Below are 24,577 nucleotides of genomic sequence, written 5' to 3'. Positions count from 1 at the left end.
TGATGACAACTCCCATGAAGGGTAAACGTAGCAGGTGTTCAGGAAGTTAGCGCTGCTCTTCTGTAACAGTGGGTGTGGCCGCAGACGTGGCTGTTTCGGTGGCGCTGGCAGCGTCCTGAGTCTGCGCCTGGATCGGCGCAGGTTCCGCGGGCGGCGCGACCGGCTGCGAGCCCTGACTGTCATCGACTACCGGGGTCGCCTGGACTTCACTGGCAGGTGCAACGTTGGCAGAGGCTGGCGCCTGTGCAGCCAACGGCGCCGCAGCGGGAGCCTGAAGGGCGGCGGCGGGCGGCGGGGCAACCACTGGGGCGGCGGACGCCTGCTCCGGCAAGCCAAGGTCAGCTGCGGGCTTTTCTTCCTTGGGCGCCTCGACCTTCGCCTTCTGGGCTTTTTGGACCTTCTTCGGCTTTGGCAGGTAGCTCTCGACCAAGGCGAAGTAGCGATCATAGAACTGCGCTGCAGTCACCGTCTCACTGGCGACCTTGACCATCGAGTCGTCGCTCGAACCGATCGGCATGGAAACCGAGCCCAGCACACCGACACCCAAGCTGGCGGAGGTATTGGACTTCTTCAGGCTGTAGCGGTCCTGCAGGGCGTTGGCGAACATGGTCGAACGCTGATCGTCACTCACATCGGGCGCACAGGTGATGTTGAAGCTGATCTGCAGGTGGTTTTCGCTGTTCTGCTGAAAACTCTTGTTGCCCGTGACCTGATTGGCGCCACTGCTGGTGATAATGTAGCCCTGGCTGAGCAAGGCACGCCGTGCAGCCTCGCAGGAGCCGGCATCGCTCACCGGGAAACTGCGCGAGAAGGTTCCCGAGTCGTCGAAGTTCTCGTGTTCGTAGATAGCAGCTTTTTTCGAAGAGCAACCGGACACGCCCGCCAGCACTAGGGCCAGCCCGAGCGCACCAAAGACGGATGATCTGGTCATTGCGAATTCCGGGTAAGTCGAGAAGGTGTCTATTGTGCAACACACTGGGCAGTGACTGAAACCGTTCATCGGTGAAGAGTGTGTCAGCTTCTTGTAAATTCGGCCGCAGGTGCAACGGAGCACTGCCAAAGCCAAAAACAAAAAAAGCGACCCTGAGGTCGCTTTTCTTGTTGCTTCGAGGCGTTCAAGGACCTCGAGGCGAAGATGGCGCAGCGGACGGGACTCGAACCCGCGACCCCCGGCGTGACAGGCCGGTATTCTAACCGACTGAACTACCGCTGCGTATCGCTTGGGCTTGCGCCCGGTAAAACCTGATCTACTCTGCTTGGTGCTTGGCACCCAGCGGTAGACACAAAAAAAGCGACACGATGATCGCTTCCCTTGTTGCTTCGAGGCGTTCAAGGACCTCGAAACGAAGATGGCGCAGCGGACGGGACTCGAACCCGCGACCCCCGGCGTGACAGGCCGGTATTCTAACCGACTGAACTACCGCTGCGTATCGTTCAGGCTTTCGCCTGATTGAAACTTGGATCAGCCTCAGGCATTTTCGCCTTTTGGCTTCAGACCGGTGCAAGGCACCCATCTGTTGAAAAAGTGGCGCAGCGGACGGGACTCGAACCCGCGACCCCCGGCGTGACAGGCCGGTATTCTAACCGACTGAACTACCGCTGCGCATAGTGGACTTGCGTCCTGTTCCTCTCTGGCGTTTCGCTTCTTTCAAAGCGGCCTGCACCAGGAACGATCTCAGGAAGTGGTGGGTGATGACGGGATCGAACCGCCGACCCTCTGCTTGTAAGGCAGATGCTCTCCCGGCTGAGCTAATCACCCCCGCGATGTTGCTTGTTGCGTTTGCTTCGCTGAGGCCGCGAAATTTACGCAGGTGCCGAAGCTAAGTCAATACCCCCATTGAATTTTTTTTCAAAAAGGGCAAAAAACAGTTTGCCGGTCCCTGGGGTTTTGCCTACCTGTTGCGAGCCCATCTTCGGCAAGCCGGCTCCTGCAGTGATCCGCTAGAGAAACAAAAAAGGGGACCTTTCGGTCCCCTTCCCTGTCGCAGTGCGGTTCAGGTGTAGATCATCTTGCGCGTCATGCCACCATCGACCACGAACTCCTGGCCGGTGACGAAACCCGCCTGGCGCGACAGCAGCCAGGCCACCATCGCCGCGACATCTTCCACGGTCCCTACCCTGCCCGCCGGATGCTGGGCATGGTCAGCCTCGGTCAACGGCTCGGCACGGCGCTGCGAAGGGTCTCGCGCATCGATCCAGCCAGGGCTTACCGCGTTGACACGAATCTCCGGTCCCAGGCTCATGGCCAAAGCATGGGTCAAGGCCAGCAAACCGCCTTTACTGGCGGCATAGGCTTCGGTGTCTGGCTCCGATTGCCGCGCACGGGTCGAGGTCAGGTTGACGATGGCCCCTGCGTGCGCACGCAAATAGGGTGCGCAGTGCTTGGCCAGCAGCATCGGGCCATTGAGGTTGACCGCCAGTACCCGGTTCCACTGGGCCAGGCTCAGGCTTTCCAGCGTCTGATTGTGCGGATTGGCAATCGCCGCATTGCACACCAGGGCGTCCAAGCGGCCAAACTGACCCAGCACTTCGGACACCCCGGCACTCACCTGGGCCTCGTCGGCGACATCCATGGTGATGAACCAGGCGTTTTCCCCAAGTGCCTTGGCCACCTTGGCCCCTCGCTTGCGGTCAAGGTCGGTCAGCACAACCTGCCAGCCTTCGCAAATCAACCAGGCGGCAATGCCCAGGCCGATACCGCGAGCGGCCCCGGTCACCAGGGCTACCCGGCCGTTATGGCCCGGCCCACCGCCTTTCCAGTCGATCACAGCGCCGCCAGACCACGCGCCAGATCGGCTTGCAGATCAGCCACGTCTTCAAGGCCAACGGCAACCCGGATCAGGCTGTCGCGGATGCCCGCCGCTTCACGCTCCTGCGGCGTCAGACGACCGTGGGAGGTGGTGGCTGGGTGGGCGATGGTGGTTTTGCTGTCGCCCAGGTTGGTGGTGATCGAAATCATCCGGGTAGCGTCGATGACGCGCCAAGCGCCCTCTTTGCCGCCTTTGACCTCGAAACTGACCACTGCACCGAAGCCACTCATCTGGCGCTTGGCCAGCGCGTGCTGCGGGTGGCTCGGCAGCCCGGCGTAATGCACCTTTTCCACGCCATCCTGTTGCTCCAGCCATTCGGCCAGCTTCTGGGCACTCTCGCAGTGGGCGCGCATGCGCAACTTGAGCGTTTCCAGGCCTTTGGTGAATATCCAGGCGTTGAACGGGCTGAGCGTCGGCCCGGCGGTGCGCAGGAAGCCCACCACCTCCTTCATCTGCTCGGCACGGCCAGCAACCACGCCGCCCATGCAACGGCCCTGGCCGTCGATGAACTTGGTGGCGGAGTGGAAGACGATGTCGGCACCCAGTTTCAGTGGCTGCTGCAACGCCGGCGTACTGAAGCAGTTGTCCACCACCAGCAAGGCACCGTGGGCATGGGCAATTTCGGCCAGGGCGCTGATGTCCACCAACTCGGCGAGAGGGTTGGACGGCGACTCGACAACCAGCAGCTTGGTGTTGGCCTTGAGGGCCTTCTCCCAACCGCCTAGGTCCGCCAGCGGCACGTAGTCCACCTGTACGCCAAATCGCTTGAAGTACTTTTCGAACAGGCTGATGGTCGAGCCGAATACGCTCTGCGAGACCAGCACGTGGTCGCCTGCACTGCACAGCGACATGACCACCGCCAGCAGCGCCGACATGCCCGTTGAAGTCGCCACGGCCTGCTCAGCGCCTTCCATGGCCGCCAGGCGCTCTTCGAACGCCCGCACCGTGGGGTTGGTATAGCGGGAATAGACGTTGCCCGGGGTTTCACCGGCAAAGCGCGCGGCTGCATCGGCAGCCGTGCGGAAGACATAGCTGGAGGTCAGGAACAGCGCTTCGCTGTGCTCGGCCTCCGGTGTACGACTCTGACCGGCGCGCACCGCCAGGGTGTCGAAACCGACACCCTCGAGGTCACTGTCCAGTCGTCCGGCATCCCATTGATCCGTCATGCCGTCGCTCCCAAATCAGTTGTTGTAGAGGTCGATGATCGCGCTGACTGCCTGATTCTTGACCTTGGCCGCATCGTTGCGGGCCTGTTCGATACGGTCCAGATAGGCTTCGTCGATGTCGCCGGTGACGTATTCACCGTCGAACACCGCGCAATCGAAGTGCTCGATCTTGATCTTGCCGCCACCGACCGATTCGATCAGGTCTGGCAGGTCCTGGTAGACCAGCCAGTCGGCGCCGATCAACTCGGCCACCTGCTCGGTGGTACGGTTGTGGGCGATCAGCTCGTGAGCGCTCGGCATGTCGATGCCGTAGACGTTGGGGTAACGCACCGCAGGGGCTGCGGAGCAGAAGTAGACGTTCTTGGCGCCAGCTTCGCGCGCCATCTGGATGATCTGTTTGCAGGTGGTGCCACGCACGATCGAATCGTCGACCAGCATGACGTTCTTGCCACGGAACTCCAGCTCGATGGCATTGAGCTTCTGACGGACCGATTTCTTGCGCGCAGCCTGGCCAGGCATGATGAAGGTACGGCCAATGTAACGGTTCTTGACGAAACCTTCGCGGAACTTGACGCCCAGGTGGTTGGCCAGCTCCAACGCCGCGGTGCGGCTGGTGTCCGGAATCGGGATGACCACGTCGATGTCATGATCCGGGCGCTCGCGCTGGATCTTCTCGGCAAGTTTCTCGCCCATGCGCAGGCGCGCCTTGTACACCGAGACACCGTCCATGATCGAGTCGGGGCGGGCCAGGTAAACGTGCTCGAAGATGCACGGCTTGAGTTGCGGATTGGTGGCGCACTGCTTGGTGTACAGCTGGCCTTCCTCGGTGATGTACACCGCCTCACCCGGCGCCAGGTCGCGGATCAGGGTGAAACCGAGCACGTCGAGGGCAACGCTTTCCGAAGCGATCATGTATTCCACGCCCTCGTCGGTATGACGCTGGCCAAAGACCACCGGGCGAATACCGTTCGGGTCACGGAAGCCGACGATACCGTAACCGGTGATCATCGCCACCACCGCATAGCCACCCACGCAACGGCTGTGCACGTGGGAAACCGCAGCGAACACGTCCTCTTCGGTCGGCTGCAGCTTGCCGCGCACCGCCAGCTCATGGGCGAAGACGTTCAGCAGCACTTCCGAGTCGGAGTTGGTGTTGACGTGACGCAGGTCGGACTCGTAGATCTCCTTGGCCAGCTGCTCGACGTTGGTCAGGTTGCCGTTGTGTGCCAGGGTGATGCCGTACGGCGAGTTGACGTAGAACGGCTGGGCCTCAGCCGAGGTCGAGCTGCCCGCGGTCGGGTAGCGCACGTGACCGATACCCATGTGGCCGATCAGGCGCTGCATGTGGCGCTGCTGGAAGACATCGCGCACCAGGCCATTATCCTTGCGCAGGAACAACCGGCCGTCATGGCTGGTCACGATACCGGCAGCGTCCTGGCCGCGGTGCTGGAGGACCGTTAGCGCGTCATACAGCGCCTGATTGACGTTCGACTTACCGACGATACCGACGATGCCACACATGCGACGCAACCCCTACTTTGATGAAACTTGAGTGAATAGCACTCAGGGCTTGGTGGGCCCGAGCAACTGTTCCTTGAACGGAAGATCAGCCGGTGCGCTGATCACACCACTGGACATCCACTGACCGGTGAAACCCATGATCAGGTTTTTCGACCAGTCAGCGACCAATAGAAACTGTGGTATCAGGCGTGATTCCTGCCACCAGCTATCTTGTTGAACCGGCCCCAGGCTGAGCAGCCCGATGGCCACCACCACCAGCAAGGCCCCGCGCGCGGCGCCGAACGCCATGCCGAGGAAACGATCGGTGCCGGACAACCCGGTCACGCGGATCAGCTCGCCAATGAGGAAGTTGATCATGGCCCCCACCAGCAAGGTGGCGACGAACAGAATGGCGCAGCCTGCAATCGTGCGCATCGAGGGGGTCTGGATATAACTCTCAAGATACACCGAGAGCGACCCACCGAACATCCAGGCGACCGCCCCGGCAATGATCCAGATGAGCAGGGACAAGGCTTCCTTGACGAAGCCGCGCTTGAGACTGATCAGTGAGGAAATGGCGATGATCGCAATGATCGCCCAATCAACCCAGGTAAATGCCACGGTGCTGCCTGCAGACGTTTGAGGCGGCGCATTTTACCAGAGCGGCGGGCTTGGGGTAAGCGGAATGTCAGGGTGATTCGCGATGCACTCATTGCCGGCGATGGGCTGCAAGGCAGCCCCGGCAAAATCAGCTGCGCTCCGGCTGGAAGCGCACCACAAAGCCTTTGAGGTTCTGCTGCCGATTGATCGTGTCACGCAGGCGCTCGGCCTCCGCACGCTCGATCATTGGCCCGACATACACCCGGTTCATGCCACCGGCCGAACGAATGTAGGCGTTGTAGCCCTGACTGCGCAGGGTTTTCTGCAAACTCTCGGCACCGGCGCGGTTGGACAGGCTGGCCAATTGGATCGACCAGCTCACCGGCAGGCCATTAACGTCGATCTTCGAGGGTGCCGAAGCGGCTGGTGCCGGGGCGGGAGAAGCCGCCGGTCGGGTTTCAGCCTTGGCAACCGGTGCAGCCGCAGGCGCCGGCACTGGCGTCTGTGCCTTGGTCTGGGCCTGGGTCTGCGGCGAAGGCGTGATCGGCTGGCTTGGGGTGGTGACCGGCGCAGTGGACTCATTGACCACCACCGGCGCTGGCTGAGGCTCTTCCGGCACAGGTTGCGGCTCCGGCACGGCAACCGGCTCGACCTGCACTTGCGGCAAGGTCGGCATGGCCGGCGCCTGCGGAGCCTCAACCTGGACCTGGCGCATTTCATCCTCGCGGGTGAACAGCATCGGCAGGAAGATCACTGCCAATGCCACCAACACCAGCGCACCGACCATACGCTGTTTCATCCCTTTATCCAGCACAGCCATCTAATCAAGCCTCCGGGGCCTGCCGCTCCAGCCATTCCAGGGCCTCGGCGACACAGAAAAACGAACCGAACAGCAGAATCTGGTCATTCGACGTCACGTGCGCGCACTGCCCTTCCAGGGCATCGGCAACACTGGCGTAAGACTTCACCGTCGCGCCGAGGTTCGTCAAGGCTGCGAGCAACTCGGCGGCCGGACGACTGCGCGGGGTCGCCAGCGGCGTCACCGCCCAGTCATCGACCAAGCCCTGCAACGGCGCGACAACACCCGGCAGGTCCTTGTCGGCAAGCAGGCCAAACACCGCCAGACGACGTCCTTGCGGCGGGCGAGCCGCCAGACGTTGCGCCAGGTACTCGGCAGCGTGAGGGTTGTGCCCGACGTCCAGCAGCAACTCGACGCGCTTACCCTTCCAGATCAGCGAACGACGATCGAGACGCCCGGTGATGCGGGTGTCGAGCAACGCCTGGCGAAGCTGCCCGGCATCCCATGGCAACCCCATCAGCAGGTAAGCCTGCAAGGCCAAGGCGGCGTTTTCCATCGGCAAATCGAGCAATGGCAGATTGCGCAGCTCTACCTGTGCCCCATCGGCGGTGGTACCCCGCCAATGCCAGGCGTCATCGGCGCTGGCCAGGTCGAAGTCGCGGCCACGCAGGAACATCGGCGCCGCCAGCTCGACGGCCTTGTCCAACAGCGGTTGCGGCGGGTCCAGATCACCACACAGCGCCGGTTTGCCAGCGCGGAAGATACCGGCCTTCTCAAACGCCACCTTTTCGCGGGTATCGCCCAGGTAGTCGACATGATCCACGCCGATGCTGGTCACCAACGCCAGATCGGCATCGACCACGTTCACGGTGTCCAGACGGCCACCGAGCCCCACTTCAAGCACGACGGCATCCAGTGCCGAGCGCTGGAACAACCAGAACGCGGCCAGGGTACCCATCTCGAAATAGGTCAGGGAAATCTCGCCCCGCGCCGCCTCGACAGCGGCGAAGGCGTCGCACAGCTGCTCATCGCTGGCCTCATGGCCGTCGATCAGCACCCGTTCGTTGTAGCGCAGTAGGTGTGGCGAACTGTACACGCCCACCTTCAGCCCTTGGGCACGCAGCATCGACGCCACGAAGGCGCAGGTCGAGCCCTTGCCATTGGTGCCAGTCACGGTCACCACGCGTGGCGCCAGCTTGCCCAGCGCCAGCCGGGCAAGCACCTTCTGCGAACGCTCCAGCCCCATGTCGATGGCCGTAGGGTGCAACTGTTCGAGGTAGGCGAGCCACTCGCCCAGGTTGCGCTCTGTCATCACGCGACCGCAGCCGCCTCACGCGCCTGTGCTGGCGTTTCCTGGCCGGTCATCTGCGCCAGCAGACGAGCCAGGCGCGGACGCAGCTCGCCACGAGGGATGATCAGGTCGATAGCGCCGTGCTCCAGGAGGAACTCGCTGCGCTGGAAGCCTTCCGGCAGTTTTTCGCGCACGGTCTGCTCGATGACGCGCGGACCGGCGAAGCCGATCAGTGCCTTCGGCTCACCAACGATGACATCGCCGAGCATTGCCAGGCTGGCGGAAACACCCCCGTAGACCGGGTCGGTCAACACGGAAATGAACGGAATGCCTTCTTCACGCAAGCGCGCCAGCACAGCCGAGGTCTTGGCCATCTGCATCAGCGAGATCAGTGCTTCTTGCATGCGTGCACCGCCGGAGGCCGAGAAGCAGACCATCGGGCAACGGTTTTCCAGGGCGTAGTTGGCCGCACGGACGAAACGCTCGCCGACGATGGCGCCCATCGAGCCACCCATGAAGGAGAATTCGAAGGCGCTGACCACGATCGGCATGCCCATCAGGGTGCCGCTCATGGAAATCAGCGCATCCTTCTCGCCAGTCTGCTTCTGCGCGCCCGCCAGGCGGTCCTTGTACTTCTTGCCATCACGGAACTTCAGGCGGTCGACCGGCTCCAGCTCGGCACCCAGTTCTGCGCGACCTTCCGGATCGAGGAAGATGTCGATGCGGGCGCGAGCGCCGATGCGCATGTGGTGGTTGCACTTGGGGCAGACATCCAAGGTCTTTTCCAGCTCCGGACGATACAGCACGGCCTCGCAAGCCGGGCACTTGTGCCACAGGCCTTCAGGCACCGAGCTCTTCTTCACCTCGGAACGCATGATCGAAGGGATCAGTTTGTCGACTAACCAGTTGCTCATGCTTTCTTTCTCCAGTATCGGCGGGCAATGACCGGCCAAGCCGGCCTTGCCTTGCCCTTGAGCTCACATTCTTCTATGAAACGATGACGGACCGGTCGCAGGCCTGGCTGCGCACCGCTCCACCTTCAATTTGTCATTCGACCGCGGATGTTCCGGCGGTCGCCCCGCAGGGCTGCGATAGCTATGGACGATGGCGCTCGGCCTGCCGTCACATCCACCTTCATGCCTGCTTGACCGCGCGCATGAAGGCTTCGATTTTCGCGGCATCCTTGATGCCTTTGGCCTGCTCTACCCCACCACTGACATCCACCCCATAAGGCCGTACCTGGGCGATGGCCTGGCCGACGTTTTCCGCCGACAGACCGCCTGCCAGGATGATCGGTTTGCTGAGCCGGGCCGGCACCAGCGACCAGTCGAAGGCCTCGCCGGTACCACCAGGGACGCCGGCCACGTAGGTGTCCAGCAAGATGCCGCGCGCCCCTGCGTAAAGCTGGCAGGCCGCCTCGAGATCATCCCCCGGGCGCACGCGCAGGGCCTTGATCCAGGGGCGATGGTAACCCTCGCAGTCGGCAGGTGTTTCATCGCCGTGGAACTGTAGCAGGTCCAGCGGCACCACCTCGAGAATCTCGTTCAGCTCGCAGCGCGAAGCATTGACGAACAACCCGACCGTGGTCACGAAGGGTGGCAGTTCGGCAATGATGGCGCGCGCCTGGCGCACATCCACGGCACGCGGGCTCTTGGCATAGAAGACGAAGCCAATGGCATCGGCGCCAGCCTCGGCGGCCGCAAGTGCGTCTTCAATGCGGGTAATGCCGCATATCTTGCTGCGAACGTTGCTCATGGACTGCGAACCCTGAGTGATCGGTTAAAGGCCAGATGGTAGCAAATGACTTTTCACCCGTCAGTCTGCCAAGGCCTCGTAGCCGGTCAAAAAGTGTGGACCGATGTAACGTCGCGGCAACGGGAACGCCTCCGGGTACTCGACCTGTACCAGATACAGCCCATAAGGGTGCGCCGTGACACCACCTTCGCGTCGATTGCGCCCCTCCAGCACCTCCCGCGCCCAGCTCACTGGCCGCTCGCCAGCGCCGATGGTCATCAGCACGCCAGCGATGTTACGCACCATGTGATGCAGGAATGCCGTGGCGCGCACATCCAGCACGATCATCTGCCCATGGCGGGTCACCCGCAGGTGATGGATGTGCTTGATGGGCGACTTGGCCTGGCACTGGCTGGCACGGAAGGCGCTGAAGTCGTGGGTGCCCAGCAGGCACTGGGCGGCCTCGGCCATGCGCTGCACATCCAGCGGGCGGTGGTTCCAGGTCACTTCCTCCGCCAGGTGCGCGGGGCGAATCGGGTCGTTGTAGATGACGTAGCGATAACGCCGGGCAGTGGCCTTGAAACGGGCATGGAAGTCCGCCGGCATTGGCCGTGCCCAGACCACGCTGATGTCATGGGGCAGGTTGAAGTTGGTGCCCAAGGTCCAGGCCCGCTCATCGCGCACGGCGCGGGTGTCGAAGTGAACGACCTGGCCGCAACCATGAACACCGGCGTCGGTACGCCCGGCGCAGACCACTGTGATCGGCTCGTCGGCGACCTTCGACAGTGCCTGTTCCAGCGCCTGCTGAACACTGGGCACGCCGCTGGCCTGACGCTGCCAGCCACGGTAACGCGAGCCCTTGTATTCCACCCCCAGGGCAATGCGGGTGAAGCCTTCGGCGGCCGATTCGGAGGCGGCGGTATCGATGATGTCCAAGAACCTGAAACCTGTGGGTAGTACGATTGGCGGGGATTATAACGACAACGGCAGCCGTGTTGGGCTGCCGTTTTGGGTTCACAGGAAGTTGTTGCCTGGACCGTCCCTATCGCCTGCGAGCCGGGGCCTGAAGGGGCCTGCGCATGCGGAGTCACACCAGCCGGGACAGCATTTCCTCGGCTTCCTGACGCTGGGTATCGTCGCCATCCTTGACCACTTCGTCGAGGATGTCGCGGGCTCCCTGGTGATCACCCATGTCGATGTAAGCGCGCGCCAGGTCGAGCTTGGTGGCCACCTCATCGGCGCCTGAGAAGAAATCGAAGTCCAGGTCATCCAGTGGCGCAGGCTCCGCCGCTGCATCTTCGGCCGTGAAGTGAGGCTCGAGCGAGGGCGACTCCAGGTTCTGCGACAACTTGTCCAACTCTGCGTTGACGTCATCGAGCTCCGAGGCAAAACGCTTTGCCGCCGGCGAGTCGTCGTTCAGCGACAGCGACAGGTCGAAGTCTTCAGGCAGCTCCAGCTCGGAGATCGGGTCGAACTCCGGCATGGCGTCGAACGCGGCGAGTTCTGCCGCGACATCCACGGGCGTTTCCTCGGCAGCCGGGACAGCCGGCTCGCCGACATCCAGGTCGAAGTCGGCCAGATCGTCGACACTTTGCGGCTCGGCCGATGCCTGGGCCTGGGCCAGCAGCGCTTCGAAATCATCATCGGCATCGGTCTCGGCAGGCTGCGAAGCCACTTCCTGGACAACGTCGGCAGTGATCTCAGGCTCAGCTTCGACCACCGGATCGAGCAAGGAGGCTTCGTCGAGCATGGGTGGCTCGAGCGGATCCTCCAGCGGCAGGTCATCGCTCAGACTCAAATCGAAGTCACCGTCCGGATCCGGGATAGCCTGGGCCGGCTCTTGCGCGACGGCTTCGACTTCAGGCTCTACCTGCGCTTGAGGCTCAGGTTCAGGATCGACTGGAGACGCTTCGGCATCGGCAACAGGCTGCGACGCTTCTTCGACGACGCTGGAGGTCTCTGGCGAGTCTTGCAGCAGGTCCTGCACGTACTGCTCGTCAAGTTCGGCGGCCAGGGCGGCGGCCCCGAGCCCGGCAGCCATGCCCAGCATCGCCGGGTAGCGCTCCTTGAGAGCACCGACCTGAGCGGAGTTGGCCTCGTTAGCCTGCAGCTTGTGCTCCTGCTCGACGAATGCGCTGTGGTCGCCCTGACGTGCGTACACTTCCATCAGCTTCAGACGCAGATCGTCGTGTGCAGGCTCGGCAGCGATCGCGGCTTCCAGCAGGTCGGCGGCGCGGTTCAAGCGCCCCAGGCCAATGCACTGCTCGACTTCTGCCAGCAGGCTGGCATGCGGGTTCTGCTGGGCCTCGACTACGACGGCAGCGGCTGGTTTTTCCGCAGCGGCGGCGGCAGCGGCGGATGCGGCCACCACGGCAGGCGCCAGCGTCACGCTGGGCGCCGAGACTTCCAGCTCATCGAAACTACTCGAAGGCAGGTCGAAGTCCTTGCCGCGCTCGCCCTCTTCGGCTAGCGCACGCGCCATGCGCAGGTGTTTCTCAGCTTCCTGCTGCGCCTTGCGCTTGCGCGCCAGAAGCAGCAGGAGCAGGAGCACTACCAGGAATGCCGAGCCTGCGATCAACCCCAGCAGCAGTGGGTTACCCATCACATCATCCAGCACGCCCCGCTGAGCCCCCTGCGTGAGCGCCACTTCAGGCGCTGGCTCAGGCGCGGTGTCGACCGCCGCAGGCGCTGGCGCCACCACGGGCTGGCCCGGAGTCGCTTGCGGCGTTGCCGCAGGCTGTGCCGGCGCAGGCTCGCCCGGCAGAGACGCAGCAGGGGCCGCAGCATCGGCGGCATTCTGCGCTTCGAGGCGGGCCAACTGGTCATTCTTCAGCTGAATCAGTCGCTCAAGCTTGCCCAACTGACTCTGCAGGTCAGCCATGCGGCTCTTGAGCTCTTCGTTGTCCCGACGGCTGGTGTCCAGGCTCTCCTGGGCCACGGCCAACTTGTCGCTGATGGCCTTGGCACTGCCAGCACCGGCCTGGCTACCCGGGCTGACCAGACGCAGGTTGTCACCCTGGGCGATACGCGCCGGAGTGGCTTCGGCAGCACCGCGCCGCGTGGCATCCAACTGCCGGGCACGTGGCCCCAGGCGCCGGCCCTCACGCCAGGCCGCATACTGCTCGGCCACGTCGCGAATTGCCTCTCCCTGGGGAATGCTTTGGATCTGCTGCTGGTCGGGCAGGCGCAGGACCTGGCCGACCTTCAACTGGTTGATGTTGTTGCCAATGAACGCGTCCGGGTTCAGCGCCTGGATCGCCAGCATGGTTTGCTGCACCGAACCGCCCTGGGTGTGCCGCGCGGCGATTTGCCACAAGGTGTCACGACGCTTGGTGGTATAGCGGCTGGCGCTGCTGACCGCCGGAGCGACATTGGCCGCTGCCGGTTGTTCGCCCTGGGCCTTGGCCTGGTCGAGCAGAACGCTGTAATCGCGCAGCAGACGGCCTTGCGGCCACATCACCTGCACCAGGAACTTCACCACCGAGCCTGGCAACGGTTGGCTGGAGGTTACCCGCAGCACACTCTTGCCATTGGGGTTGATCACCGGGGTGAAAGTCAGGTCCTCCAGGTAGCCTGGGTATTCGACCCCGGCCTTGCTGAACTCTTCTGGCGGCGCCAGGCTCGGCGCCACTTCGGCAGCGGTGAGGTCGCGCACATCGAGCAGCTCGATCTCGGCGTCCAACGGCTGGTTCTGGGCCGACTTGAGGGTCAGCTCTCCCAAACCCAACGCGTTCGCCATGCCAGACGACAGCGCCGACGCTGCCGCCATGGCCAGAACCAGTTTGCGAATTCGAAGCATGACCTCTTCCCTTGTATGAATCGTCCCAAAACCTGCGCAGGTTTAGGACAAAAGTGCTCGCCAGTATCTTTTACGCCATGTGTTTTATCAACAATTGCGCCACCTGCACGGCGTTGAGTGCAGCGCCCTTGCGCAGGTTGTCGGTGGTCAGCCACAGGTTGAGCTGCTCTGGCTCGTCAATACCATGGCGTACACGACCAACATAGACCACGTCTTGACCCACTGCGTCACCCACCGGGGTGGGATAATCGTCATCCTCGACCAGTTCGATACTGCCAGCGGCCTCGAGCGCCTGCTTGACTGCCTCCAGATCGACCGGACGACGGCTCTGCACGGCCACACTGAAGCTATCGCCAAAAAATACCGGGACTTGAACACAGCTCACGGAAATCTTCAGCTGGGGCTGCCCCAGCAGCACCCGCAACTCGCTGACCAGGCGACGCTCCACGGCCGTGTGACCCTGCTCATCGGCCGCGCCGACCTGCGCCAGCAGGTTGAAGGCTACCTGACGGTCGAAGAAGTGCGGCTCCAATGGCCGGGCATTGAGCAGCTCGGCGGTTTGCCGGGCCAGCTCGTTGACCGCCTCACGCCCCTGGGCAGACACCGCCAACGACGCCATGACCTGCACCCGCTCGATATCCACCAAGCCCTTCAGGGGCGCCAATGCCACCGCCAGCGCGACAGCCGATGTGCTGGGGCTGCAAATGCGAGCCGGCAGCTTCAGTTTGGCGATTTGCTCGGCATTGGCTTCGGGCACCAGCGCCAGCGCATCATCCAGCCCACCGGACAGGTCGATGACAGTACAGCCCGCGTGCTGCGCCTTGTCGGCGAAACTGCGGCTAACGGCGGGGCTGGCAGCGAAGAAGGCCAGCTTGACCTGGGCAAAATCGAAACTGTCGACTTCACGGACTTTGATTTTCTTGCCGGCGAACATGACGCTACTGCCCGCCGATTCCATGCTGGCCAGCAGATGCAGGGTCGCTACCGGAAAACTCAGCTCTTCGAGGATCTGTACGAGGGTTTCACCGACGCTACCGGTGGCGCCGACCACGGCGATATCCAAGGGGTGGGTCATGAAGAGAATCCTTTTGCTGAAACGGCGGGGGCGGCACTTTACTTGGATTGCAGGCGTTTGTCTGTGCTGGCCTTTGCGTGGGGCCCGTGCCACGAAGCTGCCTGCCCGCCCATAAAAAAACCCGCACTGGCTCCAGTACGGGTTTTTCGGTCGAGCCAGCGCGATCAACGTTCCAGCAGGATCCGCAGCATGCGACGCAGCGGCTCGGCGGCGCCCCACAGCAATTGGTCGCCCACGGTGAACGCGCCCAGGTACTGCGAGCCCATGTTCAGCTTGCGCAGACGGCCTACAGGAATGTTCAGGGTGCCGGTCACCTTGGTCGGGCTCAGCTCCTGCATGCTGATTTCACGCTGGTTGGGCACCAGTTTCACCCAAGGGTTGTGCTGGCTGATCAGGCCTTCGATGTCGGCCAGCGGCACGTCCTTGTTCAGCTTGATGGTCAGCGCCTGGCTGTGGCAGCGCATGGCTCCGATGCGCACGCAGATGCCATCGACCGGGATCGGGCTCTTGAAGCGACCGAGGATCTTGTTGGTCTCGGCCTGGGCCTTCCATTCTTCACGGCTCTGTCCGTTCGGCAGTTCCTTGTCGATCCACGGGATCAGGCTGCCAGCCAGCGGCACGCCGAAGTTCTCGGTCGGGAAAGCTTCGCCACGCATGGTTTCGGCAACCTTGCGGTCGATGTCGAGAATGGCGCTGGCCGGATTGGCCAGGTCATCGGCAACGGCTGCGTGAATACCGCCCATCTGCTTGATCAGCTCGCGCATGTTCTGCGCACCGGCACCCGAGGCCGCCTGATAGGTCATGGCACTCATCCACTCGACCAGACCGGCTTCGAACAGGCCACCCAGGCCCATCAGCATCAGGCTGACGGTGCAGTTGCCACCGATGTAGTTCTTGGTACCGGCATCGAGCTGCTGGTCGATGACCTTGCGGTTGACCGGGTCGAGGATGATCACCGCGTCATCCTGCATACGCAGGGACGAAGCGGCGTCGATCCAGTAGCCCTGCCAGCCGGCCTCACGCAGCTTGGGGAAGACCTCATTGGTGTAGTCGCCGCCCTGGCAGGTCAGGATGACGTCGAGGGTCTTGAGTTCTTCAATCGAATAAGCGTCCTTGAGCGGAGCAGTTTCCTTGCCCACGTTCGGACCTTGGCCACCGACATTGGAGGTGGTGAAGAACACCGGCTCAATCAGGTCGAAATCCTGCTCCTCCAGCATCCGCTGCATGAGCACGGAACCGACCATACCGCGCCAACCGATCAGACCTACACGTTTCATCGCAACTACACCTTTGCTAAAAGTGGGCCGCCACCGACCAAAAACGGTGGCGGGCCAGAGAGATTACAGATTCCGCAGCGCTGCGACTACTGCGTCGCCCATTTCCTGCGTACCGACTTTGCTGCAACCGGCCGACCAGATGTCGCCAGTACGCAGCCCCTGGTCCAGCACCAGGCTCACCGCCTTCTCGATCGCGTCGGCGGCTGCCTGCTCGTTGAAGCTGTAACGCAGCATCATCGACACCGACAGGATGGTCGCCAGTGGGTTGGCGATACCCTGCCCAGCGATGTCCGGAGCCGAACCGTGGCACGGCTCGTACATGCCTTTGTTGTTGGCATCCAGCGACGCCGAAGGCAGCATGCCGATGGAACCGGTCAGCATGGAAGCTTCATCCGACAGGATGTCGCCGAACATGTTGTCGGTGACCATCACGTCGAACTGCTTGGGCGCACGCACCAGTTGCATGGCGGCGTTGTCGACGTACATGTGGCTCAGTTCGACGTCCGGGTAGTCCTTGGCCACGTCCTCGACCACTTCCCGCCACAGCTGGCTGGACGCCAGCACGTTGGCCTTGTCCACCGAGCACAGCTTCTTGCCGCGCACGCGGGCCATGTCGAAGCCGACACGGGCGATGCGGCGCACTTCGCTTTCGCTGTACGGCAGGGTGTCGTAGGCCTGGCGCTCACCACCTTCCAGCTCGCGCTGACCGCGCGGGGCACCGAAGTAGATACCGCCGGTCAACTCACGCACGATGAGGATATCCAGGCCGGCGACGATTTCGGGCTTGAGCGAAGAGGCATCGGCCAGTTGCGGATAGAGGATGGCCGGACGCAGGTTGGCGAACAGGCCCAGTTGCGAACGGATCTTCAGCAGACCGCGCTCAGGGCGGATGTCACGCTCGATCTTGTCCCATTTCGGGCCACCAACGGCACCCAGCAGCACGGCATCGGCACTGCGCGCACGCTCCAGGGTCTCGTCGGCCAGCGGCACGCCGTGCTTGTCGATGGCCGCGCCACCGATCACATCGTGTTGCAGGCTCATGCCCAGCTGGAACTTGTCGTTGGCCAGCTCCAGCACCTTGACCGCTTCGGCCATGATTTCCGGGCCGATACCATCACCTGGGAGAATCAGAATCTGCTTGCTCATGCTTTCCTCTATCCATTCAAGCGGCGCGGCCCGATCAGCCTCGCCGTAAAAAACTCAGCGCTCGGCCCACATCACCAGGACATCGGTGCTGAACGAGCCGTCTGCTTCGATCTGGTAATACTGCCGTACTTCCTCGCCCATGGCCTGCTGCAATTGGCGGATGGCCACACGCAGCGGCTCAGGGGTGCGCATGCGCTCGACCCACGAGCCGAACTCAAGGCGCAGGCGCTGGCGGGTGTGGCTGCGCACGTGCAGGCCAGCCTCGCTGACCTGCTGCTGCCATTCGGCGGCCGAATAGTCTCGCACATGACTGGTATCACGCAGCACCTCGACGCTTTGCAGGTAGGTGTCGAGCAATGGACTGCCCGGCGACATGACATCGATGAAGGCCGCCACGCCGCCTGGCTTGAGCACCCGGCGCACTTCGCGCAAGGCCAGCCCCAGGTCGCTCCAGTGGTGCGCCGAGTACCGGCTGAAGACGAAGTCGAACGATGCATCGGCGAACGGCAAGTGTTCGGCGGCGCCGCGCTCGGTGGTGATATTGCCCAGGCCGCGCTCGGCGGCGGCACTGGCCACAACATCAAGCATCGACTGCGACAGGTCGTAGGCGACTACCTCGGCTACCTGCGGGGCGACCTGGAAACTGACATGGCCGGCACCGCAACCCAGGTCCAGCACTCGGGCAGCGCCCCGCCCCGCCAGCTCCGCCTGCAGCAGGGCGAATTCGCTGCCCTGCGCGTGCACGGCGCTGCTGAGATAGGCACTGGCCTGTTCGCCGAACTGGCGTTGGACCACATCGGTATGCTGGGTGCGGGTCATGTCTCAATCCTTTTGGTCTTTTATTGCCTGTCCCGACCTCTTCGCGGGGTGTCTCCGCGAAAGGGCCGGCACGGTCACCTGCAAACTTCAGGCATCACGGAACAACCAGGGCTGTTGCGCACGATGCTTGCTCTCGAAGGCCTTGATCGCATCGCTGTCCTGCAGGGTCAGGCCGATATCGTCCAAGCCGTTGAGCAGGCAGTGCTTGCGGAACGCATCGATCTCGAAGTGCAGCACCTTGCCATCCGGGCGGGTAACGGCCTGGGCCTGCAAGTCGATGGTCAACTGATAGCCTGGGTGGGCCTCGACCTGCTTGAACAGTTCGTCGACTTCTTCGTCGCTGAGGATGATCGGCAACAGGCCATTCTTGAAGCTGTTGTTGAAGAAGATGTCGGCGAAGCTCGGCGCGATGATGCTGCGGAAGCCGTACTCATCGAGTGCCCAAGGGGCATGCTCGCGGCTCGAACCGCAACCGAAGTTCTCGCGCGCCAGCAAGACGCTGGCGCCCTGGTAACGGGCATGGTTGAGCACGAACTCTTCGTTCAGCGGACGTTTGCTGTTGTCCTGATAAGGCTGCCCTACATCCAGGTAGCGCCACTCGTCGAACAGGTTAGGGCCAAAGCCGGTACGCTTGATCGACTTCAGGAACTGCTTGGGGATGATCTGGTCGGTGTCGACGTTGGCGCGATCCAACGGCGCAACAAGACCGGTGTGCTGGGTAAAGGCTTTCATGCTGCGCTCCCTTGGATCAACTCGCGGACATCGATGAAGTGGCCGGTGACCGCAGCGGCGGCAGCCATGGCCGGGCTTACCAGGTGGGTGCGACCACCGGCACCCTGGCGCCCTTCGAAGTTGCGGTTGGACGTGGACGCGCAGTGCTCGCCGCTTTCCAGGCGGTCCGGGTTCATCGCCAGGCACATCGAGCAACCAGGCTCACGCCACTCGAAGCCAGCTTCGATGAAAATCTTGTCCAGGCCCTCACGCTCGGCCTGGGCCTTGACCAGGCCAGAGCCCGGTACGACCAGCGCCTGCTTGACGTTGGCAGCGACCTTGCGCCCCTTGGCGATTTCGGCGGCGGCGCGCAGATCTTCGATGCGCGAGTTGGTGCAGGAGCCGATGAATACGCGGTCCAACTTGATGTCGGTGATCGCCTGGTTGGCGGCAAGGCCCATGTACTTGAGGGCACGCTCGATGGAACCACGCTTGATCAGGTCCGGCTCTGCGGCCGGATCAGGCACGCGCTGGTCAACGGCAAGCACCATCTCGGGCGAAGTGCCCCAGCTGACTTGCGGCTTGATCTGGGTGGCGTCGAGCTCGACCACGGTATCGAACACGGCATCGGCATCCGACACCAGGCCTTTCCAGGCCTGGACGGCCTGCTTCCATTGCTCGCCCTTGGGCGCGTACGGACGGCCTTCGACATAGGCGACCGTCGTCTCGTCGACCGCCACCAGACCGACGCGGGCACCGGCTTCGATGGACATGTTGCAGATGGTCATGCGGCCTTCCATGGACAGGTCGCGGATGGCGCTACCAGCGAACTCCATGGCATGGCCGTTACCGCCAGCGGTGCCGATCTTGCCGATGACCGCGAGCACGATGTCCTTGGCGGTGACACCGGCGGGCAATTGGCCCTCGACGCGCACCAGCATGTTCTTCATCTTCTTGGCGACCAGGCACTGGGTGGCGAGCACGTGCTCGACCTCGGAAGTACCGATGCCATGGGCCAGGGCGCCGAACGCGCCGTGGGTCGAGGTGTGCGAGTCGCCGCAGACCACGGTCATGCCTGGCAAGGTAGCGCCCTGCTCTGGGCTGATGACATGGACGATGCCTTGGCGCTCGTCGTTCATCTTGAATTCCACGATGCCGTATTCGTCACAGTTCTCGTCGAGGGTCTGCACCTGAAGGCGCGAAACCTGGTCGACGATGGCCTCGATGCCGCCCTTGCGCTCTGGCGTGGTCGGCACGTTGTGGTCCGGCGTGGCGATGTTGGCGTCGATCCGCCACGGCTTGCGGTTCGCCAGGCGCAGGCCTTCGAAGGCCTGGGGCGAAGTCACTTCGTGAATGATGTGGCGGTCGATGTAGATCAAGGACGAGCCGTCATCACGGCGCTTGACCTCATGGGCTTCCCAGAGTTTGTCGTAGAGCGTTTTGCCAGCCATCAGACTGTTCCTCATCAGCGTCTTTCTATGCCAAAGACCCCTTGGCTTGTACGGACGATGCTATGGCGATAGATTGAATAACTCAAATTCATAATTTTCATGCTTCGCATAACCATCGGGAATTCGAATGGACCTGGCCAACCTCAGCGCTTTCATCGCCATCGCCGAGACCGGCAGCTTTTCGGGGGCTGGCGAACGCCTGCACCTGACTCAGCCGGCCGTCAGCAAACGCATCGCCGGACTCGAGCAGCAACTGGACGTGCGTCTGTTCGACCGCCTGGGCCGAGAAGTGACCCTGACCGAGGCCGGGCGGGCCCTGCTGCCACGCGCCTACCAGATCCTCAACGTACTGGATGATACCCGACGTGCGCTGACCAATTTGACCGGCGAGGTGAGCGGTCGCCTGACCCTTGCCACCAGTCACCACATAGGCCTGCATCGTCTGCCTCCGCTTTTACGGGTGTTTACCCGCCAGTACCCGGCGGTGGCGTTGGATATTCAGTTCCTGGATTCGGAAGCGGCCTACGATGAAATCCTCCATGGGCGCGCCGAGATTGCCGTGATCACCCTGGCACCCGAGCCGCATCACCTGATCAAGGCGGTACCGGTCTGGGACGATGCCCTGGACTTCGTGGCGGCGCCGGAGCATCCCCTGGCCCGCGACACGGCGGTCAGTCTGGCCGACGTCGCCCGCCACCCGGCGGTTTTCCCCGGCGGCAACACCTTCACCCACCACATCGTCCAGCGGCTGTTCGAAAGCCAGGGCCTGACCCCGAACATCGCCATGAGCACCAACTACCTGGAGACCATCAAGATGATGGTTTCGATTGGTCTGGCGTGGAGCGTGCTGCCCCGTACTATGCTGGATGAACAGGTCGCACCCATCGCCTTGCCCGGCATACAGCTGTCGCGCCAGCTAGGCTACATTTTGCACACGGAGCGAACGCTATCGAACGCGGCCAGGGCCTTCATGGCTCTTCTCGACAGCCACGCAGGGTCCGCCTGACCGGTCGTCAGCCCGGCACTTCCAACTTCAAGGACGCGTCACACGCCAAAGGTCTGGTACCGATGCCCAAATCAGCAAACCGCTTTCCGCGCCTGCCGCGCATTTCGGCGGCCGACCCTCAGGAGTCGGAACAGGCCTGGCAAAATGCTCCGCAACTGCTTGCCGCGCTCAACGGCGCCCACCTGGGGGCCTGGCTGTGGGATATCGAAAGCGGCAGGGTCAGCTGGTCGCGCGGAACCCAGGCGCTGTTCGGTTTCGACCCACAACGCCCGCTGCCCATCGACATCGACTACCTCGACCTACTGCCAGAAGAGGATCGCGCCCGCACCCGCCAGGCCTTCCAGGCGGTGGTCAACGGCGAGCCGGTGGAGCAGGCCATGCGCCACCGCATCCGCTGGCCAGACGGCAGCCTGCACTGGCTGGAAATCAATGGCAGCCTGACCCGCGACCGCCATGGCCGCCCGCAGATGATCGGGGTGATCCGCGAGATCACGCGCCAGCGCGACCGTGAAACAGCGCTGATCAACTCGGAAAAGCGCTTTGCCACCCTGTTCCACCTCAGCCCCAACGCAATTTTGCTGACCCGACGCCATGACGGCATGATCTTCGAGGTCAACCAGCACTTCGAAGACATGTTCGGCTGGCCCGGTAGCCAGGTGATCGGCAAGACCAGTTTCGAGCTGGGCCTTTGGGTAAACCCAGAGCAACGCCACCAGGTACTGGAGGCCACCCGTGCCAATGGCGGCCCGTTGACCTTGGAAGTGCAGTTTCGCGCCAGCAGCGGCAAGATCCACGACGGCATCCTGTGCACCCAGGGCATCGAGCTGGAAGGCGTCACCTACCTGATCAGCACCTTCGTCGACACCACTGAACGCAAACGTGCCGAGCAGGCCCTCAAGGACAGCCAGGAGCGCCTTGACCTGGCCCTGGACTCGGCTCAACTGGGCACCTGGGACTGGCACATTCCCAGCGGCATGCTCTACGGCTCGGCCCGCGCCGCGCAATTGCACGGCCTGGACCCTGTCCCCTTCCACGAATCGTTCGACTCCTTCTTCGAAGGCGTACCGGAGCAGGAACGCAACAGCATGCGCCAGGCTTACCGCAGTCTGCGCGAAGGTCCGGCGGGCAACTACCAGATCACCTATCGGGTACAGCTGGAAAACGGCGCCTCACGCTACATCGAGAGCCGCGCCCGGCTGTATCGCGACGAACAGGGCAACCCGTTTCGCATGGCCGGTACCTTGTTGGACATCACCGACCAGGTCGAACGCGAACAGCGCCTGAGCGCTTCGGAAGAAAAATTCGCCAGCCTGTTCCAGGTAAGCCCGGACCCGATCTGCGTCACCCGCCAGGACACCGGCCAGTTCATCGAGGTCAACCGGGCCTTTTCCCAGACCTTTGGCTGGGACGCCGACCAGGTGATCGGCCGCACGGCCGAGCAGATCGGCCTGTGGGCCGAGACCTCCGAGCGCGCCCAGCGCATCGAAAGGGTCATCCGTGAACGGGCGCTGAACAATGTGGCCGTGGTGGTCAACCACCGTAACGGCTCAGCGCTGACATGCGTGATTTCCAGTTGCCTGATCACCGTCGATGGGCAGCCCTGCAGCGTCACGACGCTGCGCGACATCACCCAGCAGCAACGGGCCGAGGCCGCGCTCAAGTCCAGTGAAGAGAAGTTCGCCAAGGCGTTCCACTCCAGCCCGGATGCCATCACCATCACCGAACGCCATAGCGGTCGTTACCTGGAGGTGAACGACGGCTTCTGCCGATTGACCGGCTACAGCGCCGCCGAAGTGATTGGCCGCAGCGTCCACGAACTGGGGATCTGGGCCGACGACAAGCAGCGCAGCGCCTTGCTCGGCGAACTCCGCGAGCGTGGCCGGGTCCACCACCGGGAGATGCTTGGGCGCAACAAACGCGGTGATATCCTGACGGTGGAAGTGTCGGTCGAGCCGATCAGCCTGAACGAAGTCGAATGCCTGCTGCTGACCGCGCGCGACGTGAGCCAGTTGAAGAATGCCCAGGCGCAGATTCGGCACCTGGCTTACCACGACCCGTTGACCAACCTGCCCAACCGCGCCCTGCTGATGGACCGTCTGAGTCAGCAGATCGCCCTGCTCAAGCGCCACAACCTGCGCGGGGCACTGCTGTTCCTGGACCTGGACCACTTCAAGCACATCAATGACTCCCTCGGCCACCCGGTGGGCGACACCGTGCTGAAGATCATCACGGCTCGCCTGGAGGCCAGCGTGCGCCTGGAAGACACCGTGGCGCGCCTGGGAGGCGATGAGTTCGTGGTGCTGCTCAGCGGACTGGAGGGCAGCCGTGAGGTGGTCGAGCACAAGGTCCGTGAATTGGCCGACACCCTGCGCGAGCTGCTGGCCGAGCCCATGTCGCTGGACGGCCAACGGCTGCAGGTCACGCCGAGCATTGGCGTAGCGCTGATTCCCGACCATGGCGCGACCCCAGCCGACCTGCTCAAGCGCGCCGACATTGCCCTGTACCGCGCCAAGGACTCCGGGCGCAACACGACGCAGCTGTTCCACACGACCATGCAGAAAGCCGCCAGCGAGCGGTTGCGGATGGAAAACGACCTGCGCCTGGCCCTGGCGCGTGGCGAACTCGCCCTGCACTTCCAACCCCAGGTCGATGCCCGCGACAACCGGATCGTCGGGGCCGAGGTGCTTCTGCGCTGGCACCACCCGCAACTGGGCCAGCAGGCACCAACGCAATTTATCCAGGTGCTTGAAGAAAGCGGCCTGATTCTTGAAGTTGGCAGCTGGATTCTCGACGAAGCCTGCGATGCCTGTGCACGCATGCTCGAAGATGGCCTGGTCGACCCCGACGACTTCAGCCTCTGCGTGAACATCAGCCCCCGGCAGTTTCGCCAGAACGACTTCGTCGAACGCGTGCTACGCAGCCTGGACGATTACCGCCTGCCGCGACATATGCTCAAGCTGGAGATCACCGAAGGCATCGTCATCCAAAACCTTGAAGACACCATCAGCAAGATGCGCGAGCTGAAGCGTTATGGCGTGAGCTTTGCCATGGATGATTTCGGAACGGGCTATTCGTCGCTGACCTACCTCAAGCGCCTGCCGGTGGATGCACTGAAGATCGACCAGACCTTCGTGCGCGATGCGCCGGACGACCCCAACGATGCCGAAATCGTCCGCGCGATCGTGGCCATGGCCCGCAGCCTCGACCTGGCGGTAATCGCCGAAGGCGTGGAACTGACCGAGCAACTGGAGTTTCTCGAATTGCTGGGGTGCCACCTGTATCAAGGCTACCTGCACAGCCGGCCGCTGCCCTTGCCTGAGTTTCGTCAGCTGCTGCTCGAGGCGCCTGCCAATTACTGAGACAAAAAAAGGGCACCGCTACGGGTGCCCTTTC

19 protein-coding genes and 4 tRNA genes are annotated in these 24,577 nt (G+C 63.0%); 2 read left to right on the top strand and 21 right to left on the bottom strand.

From position 1 onward, the window contains the following. Positions 1–46: 46 nt before the first annotated feature. The 21 genes from VXM67_RS09565 to leuC all read right to left on the bottom strand — a co-directional run bounded on the left by VXM67_RS09565 (position 47) and on the right by leuC (position 20,178). Entirely contained in the window at positions 47–931 is an 885-nt protein-coding gene (locus VXM67_RS09565) for a DUF2242 domain-containing protein (RefSeq protein WP_023379469.1), read from the bottom strand. A gap of 205 nt (positions 932–1,136) precedes the next feature. Beyond that, positions 1,137–1,213, bottom strand: a tRNA-Asp gene (locus tag VXM67_RS09560). Positions 1,214–1,350: 137 nt separating this feature from the next. Further along, a tRNA-Asp gene (locus VXM67_RS09555) sits at positions 1,351–1,427 on the bottom strand. 99 nt (positions 1,428–1,526) lie between these two features. Next, positions 1,527–1,603 (bottom strand) — tRNA-Asp (locus tag VXM67_RS09550). An 80-nt stretch (positions 1,604–1,683) separates the two neighbouring features. Beyond that, positions 1,684–1,759, bottom strand: a tRNA-Val gene (locus VXM67_RS09545). A 235-nt stretch (positions 1,760–1,994) separates the two neighbouring features. Beyond that, complete coding sequence (locus tag VXM67_RS09540) at positions 1,995–2,768, bottom strand: SDR family oxidoreductase (RefSeq protein WP_023379457.1); 774 nt, start codon at positions 2,766–2,768, stop codon at positions 1,995–1,997. Next, positions 2,765–3,976, bottom strand: a complete 1,212-nt coding sequence (locus VXM67_RS09535) for an O-succinylhomoserine sulfhydrylase (RefSeq protein WP_023379456.1) — start codon at positions 3,974–3,976, stop codon at positions 2,765–2,767. The genes VXM67_RS09540 and VXM67_RS09535 overlap by 4 nt, the downstream gene beginning before the upstream one ends. A 15-nt stretch (positions 3,977–3,991) precedes the next feature. After that, the gene (gene purF, locus VXM67_RS09530) at positions 3,992–5,497 is read right to left on the bottom strand and encodes an amidophosphoribosyltransferase (protein WP_023379454.1); all 1,506 of its coding nucleotides are present in this window, start codon (positions 5,495–5,497) and stop codon (positions 3,992–3,994) included. A gap of 42 nt (positions 5,498–5,539) precedes the next feature. Further along, positions 5,540–6,097 carry a CvpA family protein gene (locus VXM67_RS09525; RefSeq protein ID WP_023379452.1) on the bottom strand — a complete coding sequence of 186 codons (558 nt, stop codon included), beginning with the start codon at positions 6,095–6,097 and terminating at the stop codon, positions 5,540–5,542. Between the two features lie 127 nt (positions 6,098–6,224). Beyond that, on the bottom strand, positions 6,225–6,896 hold the full coding sequence (locus VXM67_RS09520; protein WP_023379450.1) for an SPOR domain-containing protein: 672 nt from the start codon (positions 6,894–6,896) through the stop codon (positions 6,225–6,227). A 4-nt stretch (positions 6,897–6,900) separates the two neighbouring features. Continuing rightward, positions 6,901–8,187 carry a bifunctional tetrahydrofolate synthase/dihydrofolate synthase gene (gene folC, locus VXM67_RS09515; RefSeq protein ID WP_027907529.1) on the bottom strand — a complete coding sequence of 429 codons (1,287 nt, stop codon included), beginning with the start codon at positions 8,185–8,187 and terminating at the stop codon, positions 6,901–6,903. Next, positions 8,187–9,080: an acetyl-CoA carboxylase, carboxyltransferase subunit beta gene (gene accD, locus VXM67_RS09510; RefSeq protein ID WP_023379447.1), complete on the bottom strand. Its 894-nt coding sequence runs from the start codon at positions 9,078–9,080 to the stop codon at positions 8,187–8,189. Before accD ends, folC begins: the two co-directional genes overlap by 1 nt. A 220-nt stretch (positions 9,081–9,300) precedes the next feature. After that, the gene (locus tag VXM67_RS09505; RefSeq protein ID WP_023379445.1) at positions 9,301–9,921 is read right to left on the bottom strand and encodes a phosphoribosylanthranilate isomerase; all 621 of its coding nucleotides are present in this window, start codon (positions 9,919–9,921) and stop codon (positions 9,301–9,303) included. Between the two features lie 60 nt (positions 9,922–9,981). Then, entirely contained in the window at positions 9,982–10,836 is an 855-nt protein-coding gene (gene truA / locus VXM67_RS09500) for a tRNA pseudouridine(38-40) synthase TruA (RefSeq protein ID WP_202675988.1), read from the bottom strand. Between the two features lie 151 nt (positions 10,837–10,987). Next, entirely contained in the window at positions 10,988–13,699 is a 2,712-nt protein-coding gene (locus VXM67_RS09495; protein WP_367237639.1) for a FimV/HubP family polar landmark protein, read from the bottom strand. Between the two features lie 70 nt (positions 13,700–13,769). Continuing rightward, positions 13,770–14,774 (bottom strand): aspartate-semialdehyde dehydrogenase, encoded by a 1,005-nt coding sequence (locus VXM67_RS09490; protein ID WP_023379442.1) that lies wholly within the window; start codon positions 14,772–14,774, stop codon positions 13,770–13,772. Positions 14,775–14,938: 164 nt separating this feature from the next. Continuing rightward, positions 14,939–16,051, bottom strand: a complete 1,113-nt coding sequence (asd, locus tag VXM67_RS09485; protein WP_023379441.1) for an aspartate-semialdehyde dehydrogenase — start codon at positions 16,049–16,051, stop codon at positions 14,939–14,941. A 63-nt stretch (positions 16,052–16,114) separates the two neighbouring features. Further along, positions 16,115–17,197: a 3-isopropylmalate dehydrogenase gene (gene leuB / locus VXM67_RS09480; RefSeq protein WP_023379440.1), complete on the bottom strand. Its 1,083-nt coding sequence runs from the start codon at positions 17,195–17,197 to the stop codon at positions 16,115–16,117. A gap of 54 nt (positions 17,198–17,251) precedes the next feature. Then, positions 17,252–18,016 carry a class I SAM-dependent methyltransferase gene (locus tag VXM67_RS09475; RefSeq protein ID WP_027907532.1) on the bottom strand — a complete coding sequence of 255 codons (765 nt, stop codon included), beginning with the start codon at positions 18,014–18,016 and terminating at the stop codon, positions 17,252–17,254. A gap of 87 nt (positions 18,017–18,103) precedes the next feature. Beyond that, on the bottom strand, positions 18,104–18,748 hold the full coding sequence (gene leuD, locus VXM67_RS09470; protein WP_104882809.1) for a 3-isopropylmalate dehydratase small subunit: 645 nt from the start codon (positions 18,746–18,748) through the stop codon (positions 18,104–18,106). After that, positions 18,745–20,178 carry a 3-isopropylmalate dehydratase large subunit gene (gene leuC, locus VXM67_RS09465; RefSeq protein WP_023379437.1) on the bottom strand — a complete coding sequence of 478 codons (1,434 nt, stop codon included), beginning with the start codon at positions 20,176–20,178 and terminating at the stop codon, positions 18,745–18,747. Before leuC ends, leuD begins: the two co-directional genes overlap by 4 nt. A gap of 127 nt (positions 20,179–20,305) precedes the next feature. Between leuC and VXM67_RS09460 the strand changes: the two genes are divergently transcribed. After that, entirely contained in the window at positions 20,306–21,184 is an 879-nt protein-coding gene (locus tag VXM67_RS09460) for a LysR family transcriptional regulator (RefSeq protein ID WP_023379436.1), read from the top strand. A 62-nt stretch (positions 21,185–21,246) separates the two neighbouring features. Beyond that, positions 21,247–24,543 carry a PAS domain S-box protein gene (locus VXM67_RS09455; RefSeq protein WP_023379435.1) on the top strand — a complete coding sequence of 1,099 codons (3,297 nt, stop codon included), beginning with the start codon at positions 21,247–21,249 and terminating at the stop codon, positions 24,541–24,543. Positions 24,544–24,577: the final 34 nt, after the last annotated feature.

This window comes from Pseudomonas sp. Rh2 (assembly GCF_040762985.1).
Classification (GTDB): Bacteria; Pseudomonadota; Gammaproteobacteria; order Pseudomonadales; family Pseudomonadaceae; genus Aquipseudomonas; species Aquipseudomonas taiwanensis.
This window is presented reverse-complemented; position numbering and strand designations above follow the sequence as displayed.